Below are 18,848 nucleotides of genomic sequence, written 5' to 3'. Positions count from 1 at the left end.
GATTAATCACCTCCTTCTAGTTGCTCATAAATTTGAAGAGAACGTTGTTCTACTTCAATATCAGGGGACTGTAAACGGCTGTGGGTCGGCAAACCATCAGTAGTCGTTTGCAGTCCTTTATAATGTTCAAGGTTTATATGATCTCTTGCTTTCCCAGTCATAATAGGGTGCTTAGCTATACATTCATAGTTGTCATAAATCTCTAAATGGTGATTTAGTGTTTCTTTTATCTTCAATTCTTGTCCAACGTACCGAAAAGGTACAGAATACCTTTTACCTTGATATGAAATAAAGCAATTCTTACTCACTTTTCTAATTTCCCAATGGTGTATAGGGAACACTGGTTTCGTATTTGATGTCATCAAATGCTTTTGTTCATGCAGGAAGCGAGTATGAGGTGATTCGAGCGTTGTTTGATGAACCTTATGGTTCGCTGTCTGATCTAACCACACTCTCACATCTTCATTTAGCGCTTTTAGCGTTGGTTCATGCTTACGCTGTAAAAAGTTTTTCTTTAAATATCCAACAACATTTTCTACTTTCCCTTTCGTTTATGGTCGGTAAGGTCTTATCGAGGAAGAGAAGAAGTACTGCCTGGCTCTGCCGGAAAGTGATTACCCGGTGTTCAGCAAGGAAAAAGTATCGTCCAATAAATATGGAGAGATCATCATTGATAGTGTATCCATCCATATTCCCACCAGTTATCACTATAGCCAATTGTATCTGATTACTTATTGGGATTCCTACAAGGTGGTCTCACCGAACGGTGAGGTATTGGGTGAAGGTCCACGACCATATATGAATAAATCCCGGGAACTGCCGTGGGCATCCGTATTGGGAATGTGGAGAATGAAACCACGTTCCGTGTCCCATTCCAGGTACTTCCCTTATTTGCCCGGAAGTATAGCCAGTTATTTAAGTATCGAGTCCCCTGTGATCCAGAAAGAATATATTGAATGGTTAATGGGACTAATTGTCACCTATAACATGAATGAAAACAATGAGCGATTTTATGAATTGCTTCCCACCAAAGACAATGAGAATCCAGGGTCTGAAATTCATCCATATGAAGTGACCTGGGACATGTATGACTCCTTGCGTCCAACGGAACCCGTATCTAAGGGGGAGGCGACCATCCATGAGTGATAGATTGAGAAAAATGTGTAAATCACTGCGTTTGGCTTATGTGGCAGATATTTATGAAAAAGTCCCCTTCGAGGATCCCGGTCAATATCTGGAAGCCTTGTTCCAGCAGGAATTCGAACTTCGCGATACAGCGAAGGGAGAACGTCTCATAAAGAAAGCCAGGTTTATGAGCGACAAGGAGTTAGACAGTTTCCAGTGGGGTGGCCAGGTGAAATTCCCGCCACTAATCAATCGTGAAAGCCTGGAAGGCTTGGACTTCATTTCCCGGAAGGAAAATGTCATCCTGACAGGATCCCCCGGTACTGGGAAGACACACATCGCAACAGGATTGGGAGGAAAGCATGCCGGCAAGGATATGAAGTGCGTTTCGATCGCGTAGCGGATTTGGTGGACCTTCTGGAAAGGGCATGGAGTGAGGGTAAATTGCAGAGCTTCAGGAACAGGTTCAAGAAGGTGGATCTCATCCTCCTGGATGAAATGGGCTATATATAAAGATGGTGCTGAACTCCTGTTCCAACTGGTTACAGACTGGTATGAACAGAAAAGCCTTATTATCACATCCAATCTGGAATTCAGCCAATGGAACCGCATCTTCGTCGATGCGAGATTAACAGCTGCATTGGTGGACCGCGTGATTCACCATGCGCATATTCTAAGTTTTACTGGCGACAGTTATCGTGTCACACACGCACTATCGAATTACCCATCATAAAAATTGGGGCTGGCAACGTTCTCGAATTTCTTTTGAATTTCTATCAGATTTTCTCTTGCAAAATACACCAGGTAATTAAAAAGAGTGGTGCTCTCCAATAAACTGGCGAGCACCACTCTTTCTTAATAAATTCATACAATTATGTACACAAAAGGATTCTGATAAAGTTAAAGTAACCACATCAAAACAGAATCGTAGGTGTCTAAACATTATAACATGAATCAAGTTATTTGGACTTAAAATTCAAGATAATGACATAGCCTATGCTGTCAATGATGTAGTGGAGATATACCGGACGAAGACACACGTACGTTTATCTCTTTTCTGGGATTACATAGAGACAGATTTCTTTGAATTACCTACTTATATTGTTGCGGATGCTGGCTACGGTAATGAACAAAATTACGAAGATGTCAGCAACCATCGAAAACGCACCCCGCTTATAATATATAACCAGTATGAAAAGAAGAAAAGGAGGCACAAAGCGAAATGAATTTCACTGTGCCAATTGGGAGTATAACGAGGAAGATGATACGTTTATCTGCCCAAATGGAAACTACATTTCCATCTATCATAAATTCCTTTTCAAGATAAAAGAACAATCACCATACTCTTGGTCAATGGTCCTAAGATAGCTAGATGATATTATAAAGTAACGGCTGTTCAATTCCTTCCCTTATGTGGGGGTACATATTTTCCGTAAAATCCCAACATGTTTCAGCATCGAGCCTTTTAATGGAATAATATTGCTGGCGTATTTTAACAACTTATTATAAACACACTTTAGGATTAATCAGTGCTTTTTGCTCTAAAGTGCCTAGTTTTTAATATGTATTTTAAATACGTCTAGTTTCTAATTATCTAAGAGTGTTGGGATTGTAACAAACTCATACCCCTGTGCGCGTAATTCGTCAATGATTTGAGGCAATGCCTCAACAGTTTCAAATTGCCCGGATGCATGGTAATTATGTTGAAGGACTATAACCCCAGGGCTGGCATCTTGCTTCACTCTTGATACTATTTCTTCTGCAGTTACACCACTCCAGTCCTTTGTATCTGCCGTCCACATGATCGAACGGTAGCCTTGTCTATTAAGCATTTCTACCTGTTGATCTTCAATTTCTCCAAATGGCGGTCGGAATAGATCGGGTTTGAACCCTAGAATTTCCTCAATTTCTGCAGAAGTGGACTCTATGTTTTCGTTAAATTGTTGATCCGTGAGCTCAGGTAAATGCGGGTGATCCCAAGTATGGTTGCCAATAGCATGTCCTTCTTGATAAATTTGTCTTAGTTGTTCTGCATACTTCTGGGCTCTTTCTCCTACCACAAAAAAGGTAGCCTTTACACCCTTTTGCTTTAAGATTTCTAAAATTTGTGGAGTATAAATATCTTCTGGACCGTCGTCAAAAGTCAGGGCGATTCTTTTATTATCGGGGTTCCCCATATAAGTCATACCATTTTTTATTGGAACATTGATTATTTGTTCAGGGTAAATCCAATTGGGACTTTCAATTGTAGGGTTAGCTACTAATAACTCAAGTAAAGAGACTCCAAGTTTAGTAGAAATTTTATAAAGCGTGTCCCCTTCACTAACTGTATACGTCTTAGGAATTTCTAAGTATTGACCTGGTTCAATTATAGTAGATAGCAATTTGTTCAGATTAACAATCTTTTCTACTGATACTCCATACTTGTCGGAAATTTCCGAAAGGCTATCCCCCGGTTGAACTATGTAAGTCTCAGCCATAGCAGGTTTGTCAAACATAGGAAGACAAACTAAGATAAGTGTAATTATAATGATAGCCGTTTTAAGCATAATATTCACTTCCTCCTGAAATAATTTCAATAGCATATCAATAATTGTTGCACTTGAATTTTGACTGCTGTACTTCCAATATGGTACCCACATCCTGATTTAATAACTGAATGTACTTGGACTCATTAAAGAAGTCCATTTTTTAAGAAAAGCATACGACGTCTATCCAACTGGGGGAAACACCAGGATTTAGCTTTCATTTCTAATTCCTAGCATTTTATTTGATAGTTCCTCTCAACAAACTATTTCGTTATTTAAGGAAACCATGGAGGAATATCGGGTAGTGCAGTCAAGGAGGGAAGAGCTCATCAAAGTGATCCAGACCCTATCAGTACTGCCAATCCGTGGCCCTGAACAGACTTACCTTTGGTTATAATCATGGGTTTATTGAAGGGTTGAACAGCCAAACGAGTGGTTGAACGATTAGGATAAAGGGGCTGGAGTTTTAACTCCACCCCCAAACATTTCTTAAATAGCTAGCGTAAATTTTCAAAGAAGGAAGGACCACGGACACAGGTACGTGTCCATTTAGCTGTCTTAGAGAAAAACCATTAAGCAATAAAACCTTATGTTTCCTTCAGTTTTTTTCAGACTGCCTTTCCCGGTAGTCAAATGCTTTGTCAATTACCTTTTTAATTTGCAGTAATTTTTCATCGGGTGCATCTTGTTTTATATATCTCACTGCTTTTTTTACTGACTTAGGTAACTTATCAACATCCATCAAAGTTAGACCTCCTGACTAAGCAAATTAGTTGGCTCTAGCCTGCATAGTAAAGCAAACCCAAGATGGAAAAAAGCAAGAGAACCCTTCCCATACTTCACTGTTGCTTACCGTATTGCTCTTTGAGTTGCCCATTTAGTTCTTCGGATAGTTCTTGGACTTTTTCTTCATTTGGCACGAAATAATAGGTTTCGTTAATTTCCGTTTCTTCCCCTAGGATTTCATGTTCTATTACATTATTGAAAGCCCCTCGGTAATTAGATTGAATCTTCCACATTTCCTGTACATCCAAGTTTGTTCTGACATTGCCTTCAACAGCCTCAATAACTTCCTTAAAATTAGAAACAGAAGATGTTATCCCTTTTAAAGTAGTTCCTTTATCAACTACACCTTCAATGACTTGACGCTGCCGCTCTTGGCGACCAAAATCTCCCCGGGGGTCATCCTGTCTCATACGGGCATATAGCAATGCTTCTTTTCCATTTAATTGATTGTAACCTTCCTTAAATTCTACTCCCCCATAAGTAAATGCAAAATCATTATTTACTTCGATTCCATCAACTGCGTCTACAATGTCTTTGAAACCATCCATATTAATCTTTACAAAGTAATCAACTGGGACATCCAGAAATGTTTCTAATGTACGAATAGTCATTTCCGTACCACCATATGCATATGCATGATTAATTTTCTCTTTCGTGCCTTGTCCGATGATTTCTGTATAAGTATCACGAGGAATGCTTACCATATGTGTTGTCTGTTCGTGTGGGTTTAGAGTTAGAAGAATAAGTGTATCTGAGCGTTGATAAATATCTTCCTCATCTTCTGGTTCATCAATCCCCATAAGCAATACGGTAATAGGATCACCTTCTGCTAAATTAATTTCTTCCATCCTTTTTTCTGTCTTTTTATATTCAATTTCTTCCTGAATATTTGTTATGGCTGATGTAAATACCTGCCAAGCATAACTGCCAGTTGCCACAATACCAACACCTATAACAGTTATGGCAATAAGCAAAATCTTTTTTAGCTTATTTTTATTCATTTCATCCTCACCTATAGCTTTAGTTTAGGTTCCGTTGTTGGTTAAATTTAAAACTGATTCTCTAACTATGAAGCAACATCCGTTCCGTAGTTTCTGCCTGTTCTTGCAACTTTTTTCCAGTCTTTATTAAAGAAATAAGCAATACTCCCAAACATAACAAAATACATAGTAACAAAACGATGGACGAAAATATCATACACAATAGTTATAAATAAACGAAACCGGTCTTTTTTATGAAATGAAAAGCCATATCGTTTTACCTGTTTAAGTACCAGCAAATCGTATATGAAATTAAATAACACAATATATAGCAGGTAAAGAATTATAAAACTGAGTAAAGTAAGAGAAAAATTTATTACCGCACTATAAATAAAGATACCTAATGTTACATAGCCAGCAAAAACTGCAACTGTAAATGACTCAATAATGTAGAAAAATGAAACCGACCTTGTAAACAATGTTCTTACCAAAAAGGGAAGGAAATAGATCAAGCAATCAACATATCCCTTTTGCCAGCGTATTCGCTGTTTAAATAAATCCCTCCAGGTCTCGGGTAACTCGGTATAACCAATTGCGTCATCAATTAAGATAACTCTTTTCTTTTTATTTTTCTTTTTAGAAATATACCTTTGAATCTTCAGTGTAATGTCGATATCTTCCCCTACAGAAGAGCGATAGCCCCCGACCTCAATAAGCAAATTTTTATTAAATATTCCAAAGGCCCCAGATATAATAGCCAATCCTTGGAAACGAGCAAGAGATATTTTTGTTATGTAAAATGCTTTAAGAAAATCCAGCATTTGCACCCGGACAAGTATATTTGCTCGCGATATAGAAAGCCGGCTTAATGGATTCTTTGTCTTTGTTTGCAGAACATGTACCATACCACCTGCAGCAACAACATTCTCATCATCAAATTTATCGTTTACGGTAGTTAAGGCTGACTCTGTTAATACTGTGTCGGCATCCAATGTAATGACAATTTCTTTTGAGGAAAATTCAATACCAGCATTCAGTGCATCTGCTTTTCCCCCATTTACTTTATTAACAACAAAAATATTCGGGCAAATCTTGGATTGGTATATACTTTCCACTTCTTGGTGATCCAACTTGTTAAGTGGCATTCTCCAGCACTTTTCCAGATTCAAAAACTTGTTTAGAAGCTTAAATGTACTATCTGTGGAACCATCATTGACATAAATCACCTCAAAATTTTGGTAGGCCAAAGATTTCATACTGTTAACGGAAGTTTCAATAATCCCAGCTTCATTGTAACAAGGAATTAAAATGCTTATTCCCTTTTCCTTGTCTGGATTGTTTTTTTCTTTTTCTTCTTGTACCGCAAACCAGGGTAAGCAATGTAATAGGTGAAGTACAGGAAAAAACAAGCATAGGTAGAACAAAACTATAAGAAATAGTTCCAAGAGCAGAATCTCCTCTCTGAAAATACTTGATGTTTAATTAATCGGTTATAGAATACAATTCTTCCTCCAACTCTATATCCTCAGTTATCTCATTAACTAAAATACGGATGACCTCTTCTAGGCTTTGGATTTTATGGCTGTATGTCTCCTCAATAACTCTAATTAACATTCTTTTATATTTTTCCTGCTCTTCCATCACATTACCGCCTTTACACATTTAATATTTTAAATTGCCAAACACTGGGAAATCTAAATGCCGTTATCCTTTCAAATTACTATCTTGTAAAAAGGATCATACAAAAGAAGATTCTCCACCTGCTAAATTTTATTTTAAATTCTTATTTTCTCAAAATCCGGCTGATAACAGCGATAACCCGCTCCTGATCCTGAACAGTCATGTTTGAACCACTTGGCAGACATAAACCATATTTAAACAAGTAATCTGAAACACTATCTTCTCCGTGCGGATAATACTTCACATCCTTAAAAAGTGGCTGCAAGTGCATCGGCTTCCATACCGGACGGGCTTCAATATTTTCGTCAGCGAGCTGATCAATTATTTCTTGATTTGAGCATCCCGCCGCATCGGGTTTGATAGTCAGTGCGGTCAACCAGCGATTAGACATTGTTCCTTCCAGTTCTGGCTGAAACTTGACTCCCGGAATATCCCCAAAAGCTTCGAAATAACGTTCAAAAACTGCCCGGCGCTGCTGAACTCGCTCGTCCAAAACTTCCATTTGCCCACGGCCAATTCCAGCGACAATATTACTCATTCTATAATTGTAGCCTACCTGACTGTGCTGATAATGGATTGCCTGGTCACGTGCCTGGGTTGCCAGGAATCTGGCCCTCTTTAATGATTCCTCATCATGCGAAACGAGTGCTCCACCTCCAGAAGTAGTAATAATTTTATTTCCATTAAACGAATAAATACCGAATCTCCCAAAAGTACCGCTTTTCTTCCCTTTATACGTACTTCCTAACGATTCGGCTGCATCTTCAATTATTGGTACTCCATAGGTACTGCAAATCTCAGTTAGCTCATCCATCTGGGCACTCTGGCCATATAAATTAACAATGATTACTGCTTTGGGCAGCTTTCCATTATCCTTTGCTTCAGCCATGGCACGTTCCAGCGCCACGGGCGACATATTCCATGTATCCATTTCTGAATCAATCAAGACTGGTTCAGCACCTTGATAGAGAATAGGGTTTACACTGGCGACAAAAGTGAGGGTTGAACAAAAAACAATGTCTTCCGGACCAACCGCCAATAGTTTCAGCGCTAAATGGATAGCTGCTGTTCCTGATACTACAACAGCTGCATCCTTAACATCGTTGTATTCCGCAATATCCTGCTCCAACCCATCAACATTGCTGCCCATTGGTGCTATCCAGTTCAGGTCGAAAGCTTCCTTGATGTATTTTTGTTCATTTTCACTCATATGCGGGGACGAGAGGAAGATACGATCTTGTCTTGTCATAACACTGTCTCCCTTTTCATTATTTTTTGTAGGCAACTTTTACCATAAGTCAAAATCCTTCGTTTTTTCCTTTGCATATAAGAAGGATGCTATACTGCTCAGTTTGGTTTGTGGAAGCATCTCTTCTGTGTCTATTTCTCTATAAATTTTTTCCAGCATATCTAGAATATTTTCATCATATACACCTAGAAAAGACCATCTTAGTACATCATAATAATATGGGTTCTCAACATTGGAATAATACGCCTGCTCCTCTTCATCCCTTTTATGAATATACTTTCTCATATTTGGAGGTGAACTTTCTTCGTCAATAATTTTATAGACATTGTTTGCTATTTTTTTAAGGTCTTCGTCTGTAAACACATCGAATCCGGCCTCCTCATGAAGTAAAAATATTCCGTAGGCAGTAAGTGAAGCATGACTAATATCTTCCCATGGCTTTTCCAACTTTAGCTCTTCCCAATAACTCCAATAATAGGAATCAAATTCTTCATCATATTTAAATAGGGAGTATTTAAAATAATTCAGGCTTTTTTCAATACGCTCCGTATAAATGCTGCTTCCATTAAGCTTGTCATATAAGCCGACTGCTGCCAAATAAACGCTTATTCGATTTGGTACTCCAATTTTGCCCGCTTCGGAAACAATCCCTTTGCCATATGGATGTCCTATATAAAATCCCTCTGTTTCAGAAAAATCCACCCACATACTATCCTGGTTATGAATTGCTAATGCTTCGCCGCTTGCTGATAAAAATTTATCAGCTTTATTTTGATATTTTTTTAAATCCTCAGCATACACCGTATCAATAAACCGTAATATCGGCACCGTGATCATACCTGTGTGAACGGGGTAAATATAGTTGAATTTATTGGAAGTATAATTGCCCCTGTCCGACCATGCAGGTAACGATAAACCAGTACCTGTAAAGCTTTCAATCCCAAGTTGGTCATCTGTCCGGGAAAGAATATATTCTGCTTGTTCGACAAATATTTCAAGATACTTTTCATCACCTGTGGCCCTATACATATTTACCAGGGAATTTCCTGTGTAGCTCCAACCCCAGGCATAACTATCTGCACTGTAATCAGACGATGTAGTTGGAAATTGAGAAATTGACCATGTGGGCTGTTCGGCATACCACTTATCATACAATTCCTGTATAGCTTTTTTTTCTGAAGACCTATTTATTAAAAACAACATACTTCCTATAAACAACACACAGGCTAACGCTATTATTAAACACTTTTTCAATTCTCCACTTCCCCAAAGTAACACTAGTTCTTTACTATCTTTTTAGCCGGGACGCCGGCTGCTGTTACATGTTTACCTATATTTCCAACAACAACCGCACCCGCGCCAATCGTACACCAGCAACCAATGATTTTTCCCGGTATAACGGTAGCTCCAGAACCAACATGTGTACCTTCCCCAATACTTACTATTCCGGACAGAGTCACATTAGGCGAAATGTGAACATAATCTTCCATTCTATTATCATGCTCCACAACTGCAGCTGTATTAACAATGCAATGTTTCCCAATAATAGAATCAGCATTCACAACTGCATTTGGCATGACAACCGTACCATTTCCAATTTCAGCTGACTTACTGACTACAGCAGTTGGGTGAATTAATACTGCGTACTGTTCGATAGGTATTCCCAATGTAGCAAATATTTCCCTTCGTGTAGCATTATTTCCAATAGCAATGCAAAATTTAAAATGTTCTACCTGCAGGCTGTCTATAAAACTGGTATTTGCATAGATGATACCGTCGGTTTGATTTGTTCCATCGATCGCATCATCGACCACTGCAAATGTTTCAAATTCATTACTTGCATTAGCTATATCCTGAATAACTTTGCTATGGCCACCTGCACCTATTAAGATTAATTTATCCATTTCTTGAAACCTTCTCTTCGGATGTGCCTTTAAATTTTTCCATGGTAGTTTGTCCATCCTGCTGGATACCTTCAGACTTAAAAACTTTTAGTACCGTTAGAAACAGTATTTTCATATCAAGCCAAAACGATTGATGGTCCACATACCAAATATCGAGCTGAAATTTCTCCTCCCAGCTGATAGCATTGCGGCCATTAACTTGAGCCCAGCCGGTTATCCCCGGCCTTACATCATGCCGTCTTGCTTGTTCAGTTGTATATAAGTCCAGATATTCCATCAGGAGCGGCCGGGGACCAACCAGGCTGATATCACCCTTTAAAACATTAAACAACTGGGGCAATTCATCCAGGCTAAGTTTACGGATGATTTTCCCTGTCTTGGTCAGACGAACATGATCGGGTAAAAGTTCCCCGCTTTTATCCCGCTGATCTGTCATCGTTCGAAACTTATAAATATTAAACGGCTTACCATACAAGCCAGGACGCTGTTGTCTAAAAATGACTGGTGAACCTAATTTCATTCGTATAACGACAGAGGTGATGAGCAAAACAGGTAAAGCTATTATCAAACAGATAGTGGAAACCATAACATCGAATATTCTCTTCATGATCATCTGCTCCTTGGCCTACATCGATTTAGTATGTAAGTCTTCTGTCATTTTCTCTTCCAATTTCAAAGCAAGCTTTTCCCATGCATGATTCTCTTCCACATATTCCCTTGCGTTTGCTCCAAGCTTGATTAAATCATCCTTCTCAGTAGTTTCAAAGAATGCTACCATTTCTTCTTCAAAATTATTTTTGATAACTTTTCCGCCATTCGCCAGTTCCACTGGGGTTCCGTCCAGATCACATAGGAGCAGAACCGGTAAGGAAGCACCCATATAGTCAAAGAGCTTATTTGGACTGATGCCCCATTTAAAAACAGGTGAATTGGATAGTGGCAATAATCCAACATCTGCTCTTTTCAGGAGCTCCGGAATCATTTCTTTCTTTACGGGATCAAGGAAATATACATTTTGTATGTTTTCATCAAAAGCCCGTTTCATTAGCCTTTCCTTCTCAGGCCCATTGCCAATCAAGACGAAGGATACAGGGATTTCCTTTTTCCTTATTGTCTTTGCTGCATTCAGAATGACATCCAGGTTATTTGCTTTTCCATGTGCACCCGTATAAATCGCTACGGTCTGATTGGACAGCTGATCGAATACGGAACTTACCTCGGATGCGGGGCTTAATGCATTCGCTGTTCTTCCTGTATCAAATCCATTTGGCAGGTAAAGCACCTTTTCCCTAGCAATCCCTTTTGACTCCACATAGCCAACAGCCTTATCAAATAGAACAATGGTCCTTTTTGCTTTATTAAATAGGAAGCTTTCCATTTTCCCTAGAACAAAAATCATTGGGTTCTTTTCTGACAGTTTCCCTAAGTCAATTAATGTCTGTGGCCAGAGGTCGCGCTCTTCAAAGTAGAAAATGCTATTAAAATGTTTGGCCACCCGATAACCCGTATATGCTGCAAAGGGATGTACCAATGATCCGATTACAATATCCGGCTGTTCTGATTGCCTTTTGGCAATTTTTAATGCCTTATCTGAATAACTCAGCATATTGGACACTCGTCTATGGTCATTCTTCTTATATGGAGTAGTTTTTATCCAGATAAACTTGACACCATCATAATTAGACTCTTTATATTTTGAACGGGATTGCAGTAAATGTTCCTCCCTCAACATTTGATGATTGAATGAGGAAGCGAAGATTGTAACGGAATGCCCCTTCTTGACAAGTTCTTTTGATAAATCATAATGTCTTGTCCCACCACTTGAGTTAGGCCCTACGGCATAGTGATTAAAAATCCATATATTCACTGAAATCTACCTCTCCTGATTTTGAAGCAGCTGCTTTTCATCTACATCTTTATATTTTTTTGCTGGAGATCCTATAACCAATTCGGCTTTCTTTATATCTTTTGTTACGACACTTGCCGCAGCAGCCGTTCCATCTTCTTCTACTACTTTACCAGGCAGAATCGTCGCATTGGCTCCAATTCTGCCACCCGTTTTAATTGTTACACCTTGAAACTTATCGAACCGTTCTTTACTTCTCGCCATATAATTATCATTGGTTGTTACCACACATGGAGCAACAAATACATAATCACCAAGCTCGGAATAGGCAGTGATATAACAATTTGTTTCCAACTTGCATCGTGTTCCGACTGTGCAATCGTTCTCTACAGACACTCCTCGTCCGACAATGGTATACTCGCCAATCTTCACTCGTTCCCGGATAGTTGCAAGGTCCGCAACAAACACTTGATCCCCAAGCTCACAGTTTGCATAGATGATAGAGGATGTTCCAATAGTCACCTCAGATCCGACCTTTGCTGCCGGCAGCTTCGTCGCATCGGGCAGGATGGATGCTTTAGCTCTTGTCGGCTGCTTTCCAATTATTGCATTATCCTGAATGATGACATCACTGCCAATCACTGTTCCAGAATAAATAACCACATTATGTCCAATTGTCACATTCTCGCCGAAGGTAACATCATCTTCAATAATAACGTTTTGTCCTACTTTTGGATTGCCCATAGTTCTTCTCCTTCCATAGCCCGTGAGAAATATTCTTTTATCAGCAGGGTTATCCTTTTGCCCGCATTGCCATCACCATAAAGATTCTCTCTATATTCTTTTAGTTGGAAGGAATAAATCCTTTCTACTAAATTATCTTGTAGAGGGTTAACCAGTTGATTCCAACCGGTTTCTACCGTTTCCACCCATTCTGTTTCGTTCCGTAATGTAAAGCATGGTACTTTTGCAAAATAGGCTTCCTTTTGCACCCCACCAGAATCTGTCACAATAGCAGCAGCATGTTTTTCCATTAACAGCATTTCCAGATAGGAAATTGGTTCGGAAAGAATAACATTAGAAGCACCCTTCAGTTTTTCCATTAAGCCAAATGATTCCAGTTTTTTTCTGGTTCTCGGGTGCAATGGCAGAAACAACTTTGAATCCAGTTCCAGAAAGGCATTCACGATAGCATTCATACGTTCCCTGTCATCCGTATTTTCGGCACGGTGAATGGTAGCTAGGATATATGATTTGGATGTCAGCTGATAATCACTTAATGAATGGCTTTCTTCGGCCAAACGCATATTGTAAAGAACCGCATCATACATCACGTCACCAATCAGATGGACACCGTTGGTAATGTTCTCTTTTTTCAGGTTTTCCACCGCCCGGTCCGTTGGGGCGAATAATATTTCTGACACATGGTCGGTCATGACACGATTAATTTCCTCCGGCATTTCTTTATTGGCGCTTCGCAAACCTGCTTCAATATGCACGACAGGAATGTGTAGTTTACTGGCAACAAGAGCACCAGCCAAGGTTGAATTCGTATCGCCATATACGACAATAGCGTCAGGCTGTTCTTTTTCGACTACTTCTTCCACTTTGATTATCATATTGCCTGTCTGTCTGCCGTGTGACATAGATCCGACACCCAAATCATAATCCGGTTTGGGAATCTGCAACTCTTCAAAAAAGACACCAGCCATATTATAATCATAATGCTGCCCGGTATTGACCAGCACTTCAGTAAAATGCTTTCTTAACTCTCGTGATACGGCTGCAACCTTTACCAACTGGGGACGTGTTCCTGCAATCGTTAATATTTTCAAAGAATCACCTACTTTTTATAGAATTCAACTATTTTTTCAATCACGTATTCTTGATCTTCCTGCTTCAGTTCCGGATACATTGGCAGTGATAATGCTTCAACTGTAGCTTTTTCTGTATGTTGGAATTCGTCTATTTTATATCCAAGATGTTCAAAAACCGGTTGAAGGTGTAACGGCATTGGATAATAAATCATCGAATCTATTCCATTTTCTTTTAGATAATCTTTTAACTCATCTCTACTTTTTGCGCGTATAGTGTATTGATGATAAACATGATAATTCCCATCTTTTTCCACAGGAACAGTTACATGGTCTGAAACCAATTCTGTCAATTTTTCAGAATAGAAATTGGCTTTTTCCCTTCTCCGTTCACTGAATTCTTGTAGTTTCTTAAACTTTACATTTAAAACTGCGGCCTGTAGTTCATCCAGTCTGCTGTTATAGCCTAATACATGATGATAGTACTTTGGTTTACTTCCATGGACACGAATAACTCTGCTTTTTTCTGCAAGTTCTTCATTTGAAGTAACAATCATACCTCCATCTCCATATGCTCCTAAATTTTTCGTTGGAAAGAAGCTGTAAGTAGCAGCAGTTCCTAACTCACCTGGCTTCTTTCCTTGACACGCTGCTCCAATTGCCTGAGCAGCATCCTCAACAATGACCAGGTGGTGCTTATCGGAAATTTCCTTGATTTGGTGCATATCTGCCATTTGACCGTATAAATGAACTGGAATGATGGCTTTTGTCTTATCTGTGATTGCCTGTTCAATCGCTTTTGCATCGATATTAAATGTAATAGGATCAATATCTACAAATACAGGAGTTGCACCTGTTCGGGCAATGGCACCGCCAGTTGCAAAAAAAGTAAACGGTGTTGTAATGACCTCATCTCCCTCTTTTACTCCTGCTGCCTGTAAAGCAATATGTATCGCATCCGAACCATTTCCAACTCCAATACCATGTGAAACATTGCTAAATTCAGCTATATCCTTTTCGAGCTTTTTTACATTCTTTCCTAAAATGAACTGTGAGGAACTTATCACTTCATCAATCGTTTCCAGCACTTCTTTTCGCATTTCTTTATATTGCTCCGATAGGTCCAGCATTTTAACGCGTTTCATAGTCGAAGTTTCACTTTTCATTGTCATAGCTCCTTTTATTGTTCAGATAATTTCTCATATAAGTTTAAGAGTTTCCTGCTTTCAGATTCCCAGTTATACTGGGTTTCGACAGCTTTTCTTCCGTTTTGCCCCATTTCTTTTGCTTGTACCGGATGATCAATAATCCACTGGATAGCTTTACTGATTTCCTCGACATTTAACGGATCAACACATATTCCACAATTATTCCCTTCAATGATCTCCTTCCATAAAGGGAAGTTAGATGCAATCACCGGTAACCCGGTTGCCATATACTCAAACATTTTTATTGGCAGGGAATCGATATAATTGACTCTTGGCTCCAGAACTACTATTCCGACCATAGAGGTCTCCAGTTCACTTTTAATCTCCTTACGGTCAATAAATCCGAGAAAATTCACATTTTCCCATTCATCAAGCTCTTCCAATATCGCCTTCTCATTTTGATTTGCAAACCTTCCAGCCAGCTTTAGCGTGGCATCCGTATTACCAATAGCTTTAACCGTATTTACACTTCCACGGTCTTTGGATATCCCACCTACATAGATGACACTTTTTTCTTTCCGTAATAATGTTTCAGAATCGGGTATATAAAGTTCCTCCATGACCGGATAATTATTCACATTCTTAATATTGGAGGAATAGCTTAAAAATCTTTGTTCGATATGCGGTGTGGCTGTAACCAAGGCATCTAATTTTTTTACCGACCTGTTTTCATACTTTTCAAAGCCAATAGAAATGCTCTTCCTTAAATACTTCGGTATCCAGTGTTTGGAAGCTATCTGTCTTGGAACATCTTCATGAACATCGTAAATTACCTTTTTTCCTTTTTTTTTCAATTTCAATCCGCTGGGAATCAACTCCGGGTCATGAAAATGGTAGATTTCTGCATCAACTTCCAGTGCCTTCTGATAGATGTCGTTTGTGAAATTTTTAACCCTGTTTATCCTGCCTTTATAGGTATTCATTACACCGTGGACGTGGATTCCATTAAGATTTTCTTCCTGTGTATTCGGTGCAATCAAATGTACTTCAAATCCGGCTTTAACTAATGAAGTACATTCTTTAATGGAAATGCGGATATCAGTGTATGAATGTACAGAAGTTAAATGACAAATTTTCATCAGTTTATATTCCTTTCTCGTTCCTTAAATAGTGAGCTCGTAAGCCATGTAACAAATATGGCGAATAATATCCCGTGTGTTGCAAAACTAGTAAACATTGCAGAATTTACTAAAGACATGGACGGAATTGCGATAATTGAAATTGGAAGAATAAATGGAGCAAGCTTTGCTACACTGTCAAAGAATACAAGTACAAGACCTAGAATAGCTGAAAAGATAAGAATACCTATTAATCCAAAATTCAAAAAAGCATCTCCGAAGATTCCAACATTTGGACTGAAGTCAGTTTCGTAAACATTTTTTGCTACTAATACTACTGGGCTGACTCCATACGGATTATTAAATACAGAAGATAGTATGGAGTGAGACAATTTATATTTATCAATTTGAGCAAAATACTCATAAAATATAAAATGAAGATCAGCAGGTGCAAAGAATAATCTCCTCAAAAAAATGGATAACAGCACGATGCCGCCATTTATTTTGTAAAGAATAAGCATCACAACCATTAAGAACGATAACAAAAACGACATCAGGAACAGTAAACAGTTCTTATAGCCTTGTTTGATTATAAAAAATAATCCAACTACGACTACCGGTGCGAAGAGAAAACTTTTGAAATTTGTCATGGAGAACATAAACACCTGTAGAAATAGCATAGCGAAGACAATGTATTTATTATTTTTTATTAACCCAAATGTTAATAGAGATAAATTTACCACATGTGCCTGCCATGGCAGTAAATAAGCGATAAGTGTGTTGCTGCTTTCAGCGTAGCCTTCCCTTGTGCTGTAAACATTCAACAGGTTTAGATTCATTCTCTGTAGACCGCCGGTAGCAATTAAATAGCCATACACCACAACAGTAATGGCTGCAAGAATAATAAGTGCAAGGTTACTACCCTCTTTAAGACGAAAAATTGCAATCGGTTTGGACTTACTTATAATGAAATACATAAGTAAAAATGCGAGTGAAATTACCAAGTAATACTCACGGGAATTATTCTGCAGCCAATACAGTGAAGATATAGGCAAATATAAATTTAAGAATAATATGTAAACGACGATTTTACTTGGTTTATCATAGTCATCCAATATCGCTAAAAGGTACGATACAATGAGTACAATCACATAGGATTCAATCATTTTGGCTACCGAAACATCCAGCGTAAACCCCGAGTATTCAAATAGCGGGTGTACAAACACAAAGTATCCATACTCCAATAATCCCTTAAACACCATTGTGAAAATAATGGTAAATATATACTTTTTTTTCATTTCAAAGATACTAATCATCTTATTTCCTCTTTACTAGCCACTTGGTTGTTATTTAAAAAATAGAGAGAGATAAAATATAGAACGACATATAGCAAAAACATACTTACAGAGTAAATAAATAACGTTAATGCCGGACCTAAATGCAAAAATTTAGCCGAAACAATAATGGTGATTATGGATAGAACCACCCTTCCGATATCCCACAGCAATTGAATATTTTGCCTGTTCAATATATTCAGTGTCTGTGATAAGGGCACCACCGTAAACTGCCCGATAAACATTAATGCCAATGCCTGTAGATAAATACCGGAGTCAGACCATTTCTCACCAAATACCATAGAGAAAAGGCCCTCGCCGAATACCGCCAGCAATACAATCGGTATACCACCAAAAAGCAATAAATTTTTAGTGACTTTCAAATATAACTTCTTCACCAGTGATATATCTTTTTCTAAGAGCTTGGGCGCTTCATTTAAATAAACCTGCGAAATGGATTGACTCACTAAGGAACTGGGCATGCCCAGAACCCGTTGAGTCAATGAGTAAAAACCTGCAACTACTGGATCATAAGCAAAAGTTAAAACAATGGGTGTCAAATGGGAAGACAAGCTATTTATTAGTCCAGCCGGCATGGAATATAACGGGAACTTTTTAAAATAAACAGCTGTCCGTTTCATGGTCTCCACCGATAAAAGTGACTTCGCTTCTTGATAGCTTCGAAGCAGATTGCTTTTTATCATTAAATAAAATCCCAGAAGGTTCCCAATAAATCTCCCTAAACTATCCCCAATAATCAGCCCAAAGTTATAAGGGATTAGGACACCAAACCCTAATTGCAGAATCACTTTTGCAACTATACTGTTAACATTTACCGCTGTGATCGACTTGAATCGGTCGATTTTTATAAATAAATGCGTGATATTAGTTGTAAAACCAAGGAACAATACAGTTAATGGAATTAACCATATAAGTAGATTCAGATAACTGTCCAAGCCTAATTTTGAAAAAATATAATCTCCAAAGGTTAAAAATATCAGTAAATAGCCCAATGAGATCAGGGTCAGAAGCATCACATTAAAACTAAAAAGATTCATTGTTTCTTTATGAGTACGGGTCAATGGAAGCGCCAGTTCATATTTCAATGAAACTACTGAATTCAGGATGGAAACTATGGAAATAAATGTTGCCAGTATTCCAAATGCCTCGGGAGTATATAATCTCGTCAGAATCGGTGAAGACAGAACAACCAAACCTTGAGCAAATACAGTCCCTCCGACCAGGATTAGAACGTTTTTAATAAATCTGTTTTGCTGAAGCTTATTTTTATATCTTTTTATAATCTCCAAATTCCATCTCCACCATTAATCAAAAG

At 38.4% G+C, this 18,848-nt stretch carries 18 protein-coding genes and 2 pseudogenes; 3 read left to right on the top strand and 17 right to left on the bottom strand.

Annotated elements, in window-relative coordinates; translation table 11 throughout:
- Window positions 1–2: 2 nt before the first annotated feature.
- Window positions 3–452 (bottom strand): Mu transposase domain-containing protein, encoded by a 450-nt coding sequence (locus ACFODW_RS05105; protein ID WP_390303930.1) that lies wholly within the window; start codon window positions 450–452, stop codon window positions 3–5.
- A 169-nt stretch (window positions 453–621) separates the two neighbouring features.
- Between ACFODW_RS05105 and ACFODW_RS05100 the strand changes: the two genes are divergently transcribed.
- The 3 genes and pseudogenes from ACFODW_RS05100 to ACFODW_RS18325 all read left to right on the top strand — a co-directional run.
- Window positions 622–1,146 carry a hypothetical protein gene (locus tag ACFODW_RS05100; protein WP_390303928.1) on the top strand — a complete coding sequence of 175 codons (525 nt, stop codon included), beginning with the start codon at window positions 622–624 and terminating at the stop codon, window positions 1,144–1,146.
- Window positions 1,139–1,858 (top strand): annotated as a pseudogene (gene istB, locus ACFODW_RS05095) (IS21-like element helper ATPase IstB). The gene ACFODW_RS05100 and the pseudogene istB overlap by 8 nt, the downstream one beginning before the upstream one ends.
- A gap of 300 nt (window positions 1,859–2,158) precedes the next feature.
- Window positions 2,159–2,433: pseudogene (locus ACFODW_RS18325) on the top strand (IS5/IS1182 family transposase); the annotation flags it as partial.
- Window positions 2,434–2,711: 278 nt separating this feature from the next.
- On the opposite strand, the gene ACFODW_RS05090 reads toward ACFODW_RS18325, so the two are convergent.
- The 16 genes from ACFODW_RS05090 to ACFODW_RS05015 form a co-directional block, all read right to left on the bottom strand.
- Window positions 2,712–3,674 carry a polysaccharide deacetylase family protein gene (locus ACFODW_RS05090; RefSeq protein ID WP_390303926.1) on the bottom strand — a complete coding sequence of 321 codons (963 nt, stop codon included), beginning with the start codon at window positions 3,672–3,674 and terminating at the stop codon, window positions 2,712–2,714.
- 577 nt (window positions 3,675–4,251) lie between these two features.
- Window positions 4,252–4,398 (bottom strand): hypothetical protein, encoded by a 147-nt coding sequence (locus ACFODW_RS05085; protein WP_390304016.1) that lies wholly within the window; start codon window positions 4,396–4,398, stop codon window positions 4,252–4,254.
- 94 nt (window positions 4,399–4,492) lie between these two features.
- Window positions 4,493–5,440: an LCP family glycopolymer transferase gene (locus ACFODW_RS05080; RefSeq protein ID WP_390303924.1), complete on the bottom strand. Its 948-nt coding sequence runs from the start codon at window positions 5,438–5,440 to the stop codon at window positions 4,493–4,495.
- Window positions 5,441–5,505: 65 nt separating this feature from the next.
- Window positions 5,506–6,864, bottom strand: a complete 1,359-nt coding sequence (locus ACFODW_RS05075) for a glycosyltransferase family 2 protein (RefSeq protein WP_390303922.1) — start codon at window positions 6,862–6,864, stop codon at window positions 5,506–5,508.
- Window positions 6,865–6,901: 37 nt separating this feature from the next.
- Window positions 6,902–7,060 carry a hypothetical protein gene (locus ACFODW_RS05070; RefSeq protein WP_390303920.1) on the bottom strand — a complete coding sequence of 53 codons (159 nt, stop codon included), beginning with the start codon at window positions 7,058–7,060 and terminating at the stop codon, window positions 6,902–6,904.
- A gap of 142 nt (window positions 7,061–7,202) precedes the next feature.
- The gene (locus tag ACFODW_RS05065; RefSeq protein ID WP_390303918.1) at window positions 7,203–8,348 is read right to left on the bottom strand and encodes an aminotransferase class I/II-fold pyridoxal phosphate-dependent enzyme; all 1,146 of its coding nucleotides are present in this window, start codon (window positions 8,346–8,348) and stop codon (window positions 7,203–7,205) included.
- Between the two features lie 39 nt (window positions 8,349–8,387).
- Window positions 8,388–9,551, bottom strand: coding sequence for a hypothetical protein (locus ACFODW_RS05060; protein WP_390303916.1), 1,164 nt, complete (start codon window positions 9,549–9,551; stop codon window positions 8,388–8,390).
- A gap of 74 nt (window positions 9,552–9,625) precedes the next feature.
- Window positions 9,626–10,252 (bottom strand): acetyltransferase, encoded by a 627-nt coding sequence (locus tag ACFODW_RS05055; protein ID WP_390303914.1) that lies wholly within the window; start codon window positions 10,250–10,252, stop codon window positions 9,626–9,628.
- Window positions 10,245–10,859 (bottom strand): sugar transferase, encoded by a 615-nt coding sequence (locus ACFODW_RS05050; protein WP_390303912.1) that lies wholly within the window; start codon window positions 10,857–10,859, stop codon window positions 10,245–10,247. The genes ACFODW_RS05055 and ACFODW_RS05050 overlap by 8 nt, the downstream gene beginning before the upstream one ends.
- Before the next feature lie 18 nt (window positions 10,860–10,877).
- Window positions 10,878–12,119, bottom strand: coding sequence for a glycosyltransferase family 4 protein (locus tag ACFODW_RS05045; RefSeq protein WP_390303910.1), 1,242 nt, complete (start codon window positions 12,117–12,119; stop codon window positions 10,878–10,880).
- Between the two features lie 6 nt (window positions 12,120–12,125).
- On the bottom strand, window positions 12,126–12,842 hold the full coding sequence (locus ACFODW_RS05040) for an N-acetyltransferase (RefSeq protein ID WP_390303908.1): 717 nt from the start codon (window positions 12,840–12,842) through the stop codon (window positions 12,126–12,128).
- Entirely contained in the window at window positions 12,824–13,933 is a 1,110-nt protein-coding gene (gene wecB / locus ACFODW_RS05035) for a non-hydrolyzing UDP-N-acetylglucosamine 2-epimerase (RefSeq protein WP_390303906.1), read from the bottom strand. The genes ACFODW_RS05040 and wecB overlap by 19 nt, the downstream gene beginning before the upstream one ends.
- 8 nt (window positions 13,934–13,941) lie before the next feature.
- Window positions 13,942–15,078 (bottom strand): DegT/DnrJ/EryC1/StrS family aminotransferase, encoded by a 1,137-nt coding sequence (locus tag ACFODW_RS05030; RefSeq protein ID WP_390303904.1) that lies wholly within the window; start codon window positions 15,076–15,078, stop codon window positions 13,942–13,944.
- A gap of 14 nt (window positions 15,079–15,092) precedes the next feature.
- A complete protein-coding gene (locus ACFODW_RS05025; RefSeq protein WP_390303902.1) occupies window positions 15,093–16,199 on the bottom strand; it encodes a glycosyltransferase family 4 protein in 1,107 nt (368 codons plus the stop codon).
- Window positions 16,199–17,494 carry an oligosaccharide repeat unit polymerase gene (locus tag ACFODW_RS05020; protein ID WP_390303900.1) on the bottom strand — a complete coding sequence of 432 codons (1,296 nt, stop codon included), beginning with the start codon at window positions 17,492–17,494 and terminating at the stop codon, window positions 16,199–16,201. Before ACFODW_RS05020 ends, ACFODW_RS05025 begins: the two co-directional genes overlap by 1 nt.
- Window positions 17,491–18,822, bottom strand: a complete 1,332-nt coding sequence (locus ACFODW_RS05015; protein ID WP_390303898.1) for a lipopolysaccharide biosynthesis protein — start codon at window positions 18,820–18,822, stop codon at window positions 17,491–17,493. The genes ACFODW_RS05020 and ACFODW_RS05015 overlap by 4 nt, the downstream gene beginning before the upstream one ends.
- Window positions 18,823–18,848: the final 26 nt, after the last annotated feature.

Source organism: Virgibacillus sediminis, from assembly GCF_042643265.1.
GTDB classification, from domain to species: domain Bacteria; phylum Bacillota; class Bacilli; order Bacillales; family Amphibacillaceae; genus Virgibacillus_O; species Virgibacillus_O sediminis.
This window is presented reverse-complemented; position numbering and strand designations above follow the sequence as displayed.